The organism is Oceanospirillum sp., assembly GCF_982874595.1.
Genome location: NZ_CEYNZH010000045.1, coordinates 21,451 through 30,531, shown reverse-complemented (window position 1 = coordinate 30,531; position 9,081 = coordinate 21,451). Strand labels below are relative to the sequence as shown.

The 9,081-nt window shown below is 51.7% G+C and carries 6 protein-coding genes; 2 read left to right on the top strand and 4 right to left on the bottom strand.

Translation table 11 applies throughout. The features are described 5' to 3' along the window. Positions 1-201: 201 nt before the first annotated feature. The 3 genes from AC4GL5_RS14760 to AC4GL5_RS14750 form a co-directional block, all read right to left on the bottom strand. The gene (locus AC4GL5_RS14760) at positions 202-522 is read right to left on the bottom strand and encodes a hypothetical protein (RefSeq protein ID WP_490383559.1); all 321 of its coding nucleotides are present in this window, start codon (positions 520-522) and stop codon (positions 202-204) included. A 135-nt stretch (positions 523-657) separates the two neighbouring features. Continuing rightward, a complete protein-coding gene (locus tag AC4GL5_RS14755; protein WP_490383558.1) occupies positions 658-1,494 on the bottom strand; it encodes a TatD family hydrolase in 837 nt (278 codons plus the stop codon). A 253-nt stretch (positions 1,495-1,747) separates the two neighbouring features. Then, positions 1,748-3,334 (bottom strand): peptide chain release factor 3, encoded by a 1,587-nt coding sequence (locus AC4GL5_RS14750; RefSeq protein ID WP_490383557.1) that lies wholly within the window; start codon positions 3,332-3,334, stop codon positions 1,748-1,750. A 241-nt stretch (positions 3,335-3,575) separates the two neighbouring features. Between AC4GL5_RS14750 and AC4GL5_RS14745 the strand changes: the two genes are divergently transcribed. Continuing rightward, entirely contained in the window at positions 3,576-4,592 is a 1,017-nt protein-coding gene (locus AC4GL5_RS14745; protein ID WP_490383556.1) for an MsnO8 family LLM class oxidoreductase, read from the top strand. A gap of 34 nt (positions 4,593-4,626) precedes the next feature. Here AC4GL5_RS14745 and AC4GL5_RS14740 read toward each other — a convergent pair whose 3' ends face one another. After that, the gene (locus tag AC4GL5_RS14740; protein ID WP_490383555.1) at positions 4,627-5,469 is read right to left on the bottom strand and encodes a substrate-binding periplasmic protein; all 843 of its coding nucleotides are present in this window, start codon (positions 5,467-5,469) and stop codon (positions 4,627-4,629) included. A 64-nt stretch (positions 5,470-5,533) separates the two neighbouring features. Here AC4GL5_RS14740 and AC4GL5_RS14735 point away from each other — a divergent pair, with 64 nt between their 5' ends. Beyond that, positions 5,534-9,019: an AraC family transcriptional regulator gene (locus AC4GL5_RS14735; protein WP_490383554.1), complete on the top strand. Its 3,486-nt coding sequence runs from the start codon at positions 5,534-5,536 to the stop codon at positions 9,017-9,019. Positions 9,020-9,081 lie beyond the last annotated feature (62 nt).

The window sequence follows — 9,081 nt, the reverse complement described above, 5'->3', positions numbered from 1 at the left end:
ATAATCGCGCTGGGTACGCTTCAGATAAGTGGTCATCACATTTCTCCAGTTTAGGCTAGAAAATGTGTCAACCTTATTCAGGACGGGACACCGCTATAAAAAAGAGCATTCAGACCACCCTGAATGCTCTTTTTAATGTTTCAAATGTGCCCAGCGCCTCAAAACTATCAGACCGCTTAGAGAAGCACTAACACCACCGGGTTAACAGCCAACAATACCGATCTGGCTGGCAATCCAGATCATCAGACCGGTAAAGACAACACCTACCAGCCCCATAATCCCCCACTGCGCCGGACTGAACAGACTGGAGGTCACGTTATGCTCACCGGTGCCCTGTGGCAGATCACCCCGCATTTTCTGCCGCTCAATCTCCTGAGCCGCTTCCAACAGTAGCTTAACCTCAGGCGAAGCCTTGTTGATCAGATACTCTGCTGCATCCACCCAGTTAGGGTTTCGCTTACCTACTTTTAACGCCCTAAGGGCTGATGCCGATGACTGAAACTGTACTTTTTCCTGAGCCATGCTCTGCGTCCTTAAACAAGATCGGCAAACCTTACCTGTAACACCTTTTTTTGACAACTGACTGAAAAACAGTCATTTAAAGTCGTTTTTAACCAAGATTAACAGACGATATAGACACGTCCGTCAAACAGGAGATCAGAACTCCAGCGGGCAAACCTCAGCCAGATGCAGCACCCGCTCGACATTGGCACTGGTCACACGACCGATCTGCTTAACGGATTCCTGTCGGCATCCAGCCAGCGCTTCAGCAATAACCGCAATCTGATCCGGCGTATTACGCTGTCCTTTTAAGCCATCCGGCGCCATATCCGGGGCATCGGTTTCCAATGCCAGACTTTCCATTGGCAGCTGAGCAAAGAGTTCACGCTTTTTATGTGCCGTCGGCCAGGTTATCGCGCCACCCACACCGATCAGAAAGCCTTGCTTCACATACTGCTCCGCCTGAGACAGACTACCGGAGTATGCATGCACAATACCCACCAGATCCGGGTACTTCTTCAGCAGCTTCAGAGTTTGGTCATGGGCTTTCACCACATGCAAAATTACCGGCAGACCATGCTTCTGAGCGACTTTCAGTTGTGCTTCAAACAGCGCCAGCTGTGCCTCTTTACCGGTTTCAGCGCACACAGCATTCACGTCAGCATCATTGTCGGACGCTTTCGTCTTTGAGAAATCCAAACCGATCTCCCCAATGGCCGCAATCTGCCCGGAGTACTGACTCAGCAAACGATCCAGTTCTTCAATATCACCGGCGTTATGATCCGCCATAAAGAAAGGATGTAACCCCAGCGACGGATACAAACGAACCCCGCAGAACTCACCATTAAGCTGCAGGGTTCGCCCCCAGTGCTTACGGCTGATACCAGGAACAACAATACGGCGTACACCAGCACTAAACGCCTGATGCAGCTGTACTGCGCGGTCATGATGGAACTCGCTGAAGTCGAGATGGCAGTGGCTGTCAGTCAGCATAAAAAAACCTCTGATTCATTTTTTATCGTTGTAATTTTCTTTAATTATGAAGTCATTATGGCGCTTTTATGACGTTTTTACTGTGCCCCAAAAGGCTTATGACCCATCAGCCATCCTTAAGCGACGTTTTAAGGGCACAAAAAAACCACCCGGCTTCATTAGCGAGGTGGTTTTTGTCAGTTTAATTTATCAAAAAAGCACTCAGAGCACGGTATGCCGCTAGCAGTCACAGAACGCGATGCCGTGCCCAGGATTAGTGTTCGCGGGTTGCGCGGAATAAAATATCCGGGAAACGCTCCTGAGCCAGAGACAGGTTAACCCGGCTTGGTGCCAGATAGGTCAGCAGACCGGCACCGTCATATCCCAGGTTGTCGCTGCTCTTGCGGCGGAATTCATCCAGCATCTTCTGGTCGTCGCACTCAACCCAGCGGGCAGTCTGTACGTTAACCGGCTCGTACATGCAGTCCACTTTGTATTCGTCTTTCAGACGGAAAACAACCACTTCAAACTGCAGCTGACCGACCGCACCCAGAATCAGGTCATTGTTGTTCATCGGCATAAACAGCTGAACCGCACCCTCTTCCGACAACTGCTTCAGACCTTTCTGCAGCTGCTTGGTTTTCAGCGGATCTTTCGCCCGTACACGACGGAACATTTCCGGGGCAAAGTGGGGAATACCGGTAAACTTCAGCGCTTCACCTTCGGTAAAGGTATCGCCAATCTGAATCGTACCGTGGTTATGCAGACCGATAATATCACCGGACCAGGCCTCTTCTACGTTTTCACGATCCCCCGCCAGGAAGGTTACCGCATCGGCAATTTTCACATCTTTGCCGGTACGTACGTGTTTCATCTTCATCCCACGGGTGTAACTACCGGAGCAAACACGCATAAAAGCGATACGGTCACGGTGTTTCGGGTCCATATTAGCCTGAATCTTAAAGATAAAGCCGGAGAATTTCTCTTCAGCCGGATTCACTTCACGGGTTTCCGTCTGACGAGCAATCGGCGATGGCGCCCACTCGACAAAGTCATTCAGCATCTCACGAACACCAAAGTTTGCCAGAGCCGTACCAAAGAAAACCGGGGTCAGTTTACCGGACAGAAAAGCCTCAGAATCGAACTTGTGGGTCGCGTCGCGAACCAGCTCCATCTCTTCGACGAAGTCATCGTACTCGTCACCGATCAGCTCACGGGCTTCATCGGTATCCAGCCCCTGAATACGGATATCATCCTGCAGGGTATGACCTTTCCCGGCTTCAAAAACATGCACCGTGTCCGTGTAAAGGTTGTAAACACCTTTAAAGTCTTTACCCATACCGATCGGCCAGTTGATCGGTGCGGCTTCAATTTTCAGAACCTCTTCGATCTCATCCAGCAGCTCAACCGGATCACGGATATCGCGGTCCATTTTGTTGACGAAGGAAAAGATCGGAGTGTCACGCAGACGACAAACGTCCATCAGCTTGATGGTACGGTCCTCGACACCTTTTGCGCCATCCACCACCATCAGTGCGGAGTCAACGGCAGTCAGGGTACGGTAGGTATCTTCCGAGAAATCCTCGTGCCCCGGAGTATCCAGCAGGTTTACCATGCGGTCGTTATACGGGAACTGCATCACCGATGACGTGATGGAAATACCACGTTCCTGCTCCATGCTCATCCAGTCAGAGGTAGCATGGCGGTCACTTTTCTTACCTTTTACCGTACCCGCGGTCTGGATCAGATTACCCAGCAACAGGAGTTTTTCGGTAATCGTGGTCTTACCGGCATCGGGGTGACTAATAATAGCGAAGGTGCGGCGCTTGGCCACTTCGTTCTGAACGGCAGTCTGAGACATGAATAGAGAATCTTCTGGCTTAAAAACGATAAAAGCACCGGAGGCAAAAGCGATCAAAGGCTTCTGCGGTCGGGTGCGGAAGAATATTGGCGCATATTCTCCCCGATCTCAGCTCAGGAAACAACGGCCACATCCGTTACGCAGGCGATTAAGCGCTGAATAATTGCAACGACAAGCAAGCAGGTTTCAATTCCCGCCACAATTTAGTTAATATATTAACAATTAAATAATGGAGTACCCCATGACGATTAAACTTTCCGTGGTTGATCAGACGCCGGTTCACGGCTGTCACAGCAAAAAAGACGCCCCTTCGCTAACGGTTGAACTGGCTCGTCTTTGCGATGAACTGGGTTATTACCGCTACTGGGTGGCGGAACACCACGACAGTCTGCACTTCGCTAACCCCTGCCCTGAAATTCTGGTGGCGCATCTGGCCAGTATCACCAAGAGAATCCGTGTCGGCAGCGGTGGCGTTATGCTGTCTCACTACAGCCCGTTAAAAGTCGCTGAAACCTTCTCAATGCTGGCCAACCTCTTTCCGGGACGTATTGATCTGGGGGTGGGTCGCGCCCCTGGTGGCACAGGGCTGACCTCAAATGCCCTGGCTTTTCCAAACCCAGCGCTTCAGGGCGAGCTGTATGCCGAGCAGGCAGCCCTACTGGAGGGGTTCATCAACCAGTCACTGGAAGCCAACCATCCCTACAGTGGCATCCATGTTCTGCCGGATAGCAGTGAAAAACCGGAACTCTGGATGCTGGGTTCCAGCGGTGGCAGTGCTGCTCTTGCCGGAGAACTGGGCTACAACATTGCACTGGCTCGATTTATCGATCCGGATAACTGTCGCCCGACTATTTTTGACGCTCATCAGCAAGCCTGGGAACAGGCCGGCCATCAGCACAAAGCCAAGCGCATGCTGGCGATCGCCTGTATCTGTGCCGAGACCGAGGAAGAAGCCCATCTGAGAGCCGGAACAGCGGTCTACCGCAAATACGCGGCACAGATCGGCCAGCGGGAAGACTTTGTCACACCGGAAGAGGTCCAGAACCGCTACCAGGCTATGCCAAAATCACATCAGGCATTATTTGATCAGATCGCTGCAGGTTACACTATCGGTACACCGGAACAGTGCTGGGAAGAGATCTCTCAACTAGCCCAGGATTTTGCAACGGATGAGGTAGCAACCGTTACCGTCACCTACAGCCAGAAAGAGAGACTGGACAGCTACCGGCTGTTGGGGAAATTTCTGCCGTCTGAATAAAACGTTCAGACCATAGCGGCGTCACCTTGTTCATTCAGGGGGATGCCGGAGCTTTACCGCAAAGGTAGTCACACACCAACTGTTCCAGTTTGCCTTCCACTTCCAGCTGATCGATCACACGATTGATCGGATCCAATAAAGCCTTCCGCTGCTGATGCAAACGGAACGACACAGACTTACTGGCGTATGGGAGTGATATCTTATAGTTCAGTTGCTCACTATGCTGGTAGTACAGGGCTACAGCCTCGGTCATCAGGCCGATTTCATTCCATTTCCGGTGTACTCGCTGAGCGATCTGCCACTGGTTTGAAAAGTCTTCCCGAACCAGCCCAGGGGGGACCTGACTGCCCCGTACAGTTGCGACCAGCTGCCCCTTCAGATCGGGCAAAATAAAGATCGGAAAAGACAGTTCCGGCTGATAGATGATCACATGATTCACCACACCATAAGGCCGGGTAAACAATGACAATCCCGCCAGTCGGCTGCTGGGATCCGCACCCGGATCCGGAGGCTGCGGCACAACACCGGCTTCGATATCAATTTCACCGGCCTCAAACTGGCGTAACAAGCGCGCCTGAGACAGAGGGATAAATTCAAGGGTTACCGGCTCCTTAATCTCATGCTCAAGGCGATGAGCAATCAGGCGTAAAGTATCTGCGTAGATCCCCCGAAAGTCCCCCTGAGGCCCCTGCCAGAAAAAAGGAACCACACCCGGCTTTGGCATACCGATCCGCAGAACCTGATCGGCCTGTACGCTGAATGCTGTTATAAAACCCGACAGCAGCAGGACTACCGAAAACAGCCGCTGACAGGCTTTCAGGTGCTGAACACTAAGGCTGGCAACTGGCCCACTGGCACGGGAGGAACTATTTATCAAAACCCTATGATATCCTTTACTTATAAATTCAAACGTTCAAAACAAGAGCATTATTACTCATTTTATGCCAATCGCGACAGCTTCCAGCAAACTTCTTGAGCCTATTCTGCAACTGGCCCGACACTATCCACCCACTTTGCTGGGTTCTGAACAGGCAAGCGGTAATGACAATATCCCAGGCCAGAGTTCTTCCACACCGTTACTATCAGAACATGCCCCCCAACCACTGCCATCTCTTCAACAGCAGCTGCTGGATGATGCCGGACTGACACATCAGGATTTTACCCGACCCGATGCCCGCTTTCCCGCTGACCGCTTCACCCGGGTTCTCGCCCGTTTGGCCAAAGCCAGCAATAATCCGCACATCAGTCTGAGACTGGCAGAAGCCACACAACCGAGAATGCTCGGCTCCACCGGATTTCTGATCTCTACTTCAGACACTTTGGGCAAGGCCCTGAACATTCTGGAAGAGTATCTGCCGATTCTCTTCGAGGGGGCACAACTCAGCCTTGAAGCAGTACGCCATAACCAGGATACAAGCAGCAACAAACAAGCTGTTCGTTTGGTACTGAAGCTGGAACAGCCGGAACAAAATATTGCGGAGTTCTTTCTTGCCTGTCTGCTGAACTGGCCCCGCTGGCTGACAGGGCAACAGATCCCGGTACAACGCGTTGAGTTGGCGCACCCAGAGGCGGATGACCCTGCTCGTTTTCGACAGCTTTTTGCAGCCGAGGTCAGTTTTAATGCCAAAGAAAATGCCGTTATATTACCGGCCCAATATCTGTCGCTGCCCTGCACGGATGCCAACCGGGAACTGCATCACCTGCATAAAAGCTTTGCCGACGCCCTGTTGGGAAAAAGTCAGAACCGAAACGCACTAACGGCTCAGATACGACACCTGATCCGCGAGCAGATAATGGCACAGGGTGATGCGATTCGTCGGGAAGACGTCGCCCGTCAACTCGGTCTGAGCCTCAGGACGCTACAGCGTAAACTGGGAGAACTGGATACTAACTTTCAGAATCTTTACGACGAAACCCGCAAAGAGCTTTGTTTACAGCTGATCCGTAAGGGCGACCAGAGCTTTGGTGAGATCGCTTTTCAACTGGGCTTCTCCAACCAATCAGCATTTCAGAAAGCGTTTAAACGCTGGGTCGGTATGCCCCCCAGCCAATACCGACAAACGCTGCAACACTCAGAAACCAAATCAGAAGACAGCTCACCGGAAAAAGACCGGAATCCCCCCCAAACCACGCCGTTTACACCACGGGATCTGGTTACCGATGGCCAAATCACCACAAGTCATGATGACGGGATCAGCGAAAACAATCTGCAGCACTTATTACCTGAGAAGCTACAGCGGCTTAATCCATTTGGTTTAAAAACCCTTCAGCGGGCATCGGTTATCGGGCAGATCTTCAGTCTGGCATTTCTTGCCCGTTTAAACCGGGAGCCGGAAGCCCGCCTTATGATCCACCTCTGGCCAGCCCAGGAAGAGGGACTGATTGAACCTCTGGAGTTAGCTCAGGGTCTACCGGGGTTTCGCTTCAGCTCTCACCTGATTCAACAGAATCTCTACAAGCAACTGCCACAACAGGATCGGATGCAACTGCACCATCAGATAAGCCAGCTGCTTTGGGATACATTACCGGAATCCTTACCCACTCAGGAAACAACAGAGCTACTGTCCCACCTGAACCGCCTGACAGATACCGTTCTGGCTGATGCTGAACAGGCCGTAAAGCTTAATCAGTCCGCCGCGTTTCAGGCCCTGTCAGAAAATCGTCAGCAGGATGCATCACAGTTTACGGCAGCAGCAAAAAAATGGCTGGAGACTCATCTCCTGGCAGATACAAACACCATCGGGACAGCGACAACCCCTTTCTTATGGCATGCGATTTATCAGCAAGCCAAGCTTGAGTTATATCTGGGGGATGCCGAATGCGCATTAACCACACTCGCTCTTTACGATGCGACACTTCCGGGCAAAACCCCGAGCACCGATAGCGACAGAATAGACACCTTACAAAGCCGACAGCATCAGATGCTGCGCCTTAAAGCCCGGATATTGCTCTATCTGAGTCAGCAGAATGAGGCCCTGGAATTACTGCTGCCTCATCTTTCACCCAACCTGCCGGAAGACGATAAAGAACAATTGGTCTACCTGCTGAAGACTCTGGAGGAGATTCAGCAGCTAAGAAACGCCCCCGCTCTGCAAAAAGATAGCCAGACCGCCATGTCAGCGGATCAGGCATCTGCGGCTCTGGACCAGTTACGCCTTCTGGAACCGATCAGCCAACTGGCTCGCCGCCAGTCTCAGCCGCTTCTGGCCGCCTGCGTGATCAGCCGAATGACACAGCTCTGTCTGCAGTTGCAAAATGAAGCATCAAAGCTGGATAGCCAAAACAGCAACCTGTTAAACAGCTTTGCCCGCTATGCATTAGTGGGTTACGCCTGGGTTGCCAGCTGGTTCTGTGGCGACTACAAACTGAGCGATGCCATTCTGAAACAAGGCCTTGCACTATCGGTCCGGACTGAAAACCGTGACCGTGAATTTTTTAGTTTTGAGGAACACTTACAACTGCCGGAAAAATCACCTCAAAAACCCTTGGGTCTAAACCCTGCCACCGCCATTCAGGAATACCCCATAGATTCCGTAGCAGTAACCGATCTCTGGCACACAGGTCAGGTTCAGCATTGGCTTGAGCCTCTGCCACAGGTTCTGATCAAACTGCGTCGCCTTGGTGATCTGGTTCGTCGAAAAAATGATCCCTTATTGAACCATGAGCAAAAATGCCTCTGGTATCAGTTGACCAGTATTACCGGAGAGCGGACGCTCAACCGCCTGAAAGGGCGCTGTCGGCAGGACCGACAGGATCTGGAGCTCACGCAGCCCAGTCGATCCGTACCAGACCGACTACACACCGAGCTTGAAGATGCCGGAATGCTTCTGCCAGACTTGTTACAGGGCAATACACAGCTTCCCTCCCAGCCAGCCTATAAGCGTCCACTGCAGGCGGCCAACCTGATCCGGGCGGCCTTGATTCTTAACCGGCAAGACATCTGGCCCGAACTCTTCAACTGGCAAAGCCAACTGGAAAACGATCTTCCGGGTTATTTTATGATCACTGAGACCCTCTTCTCTCTTGGTATGATGCGGCTGATTCTCTCGCAACAGGAGAACCAGACCAGCCCTCGCCGGATCAGAATTATCGATCAGACAGAATCCCGCTTTGAGCATTGGAGCCGACAATCACCGGAGAATTTTGGTGGGCAGTATTATCTGCTTCGGGCGGAAAAAAAGCGCCTGATCGCAGACGAAGCCGTTCCTGATCAATCGGAATGTACAACAGCTTTTGAGCAGGCGATCCGAATCTTCACCCAGCAGGGATTTCAGCCTCATCAGGCACTCGCCTACGAACGCTACGGCGCTTATCTGCATAGCACCGGACAACCTATGCTGGCGGAGCTTTGTTTACAGAAAGCAAGAAAGCTCTATCAGGGGTGGGGAGCCAGTGCAAAAATCCACCGACTAGATCAGCCAGCGTAGAGATACAGAGTAGAAATCGAATGGTAAACCTTCGAGTTTCTACAGCAAAATGAAACATTTAC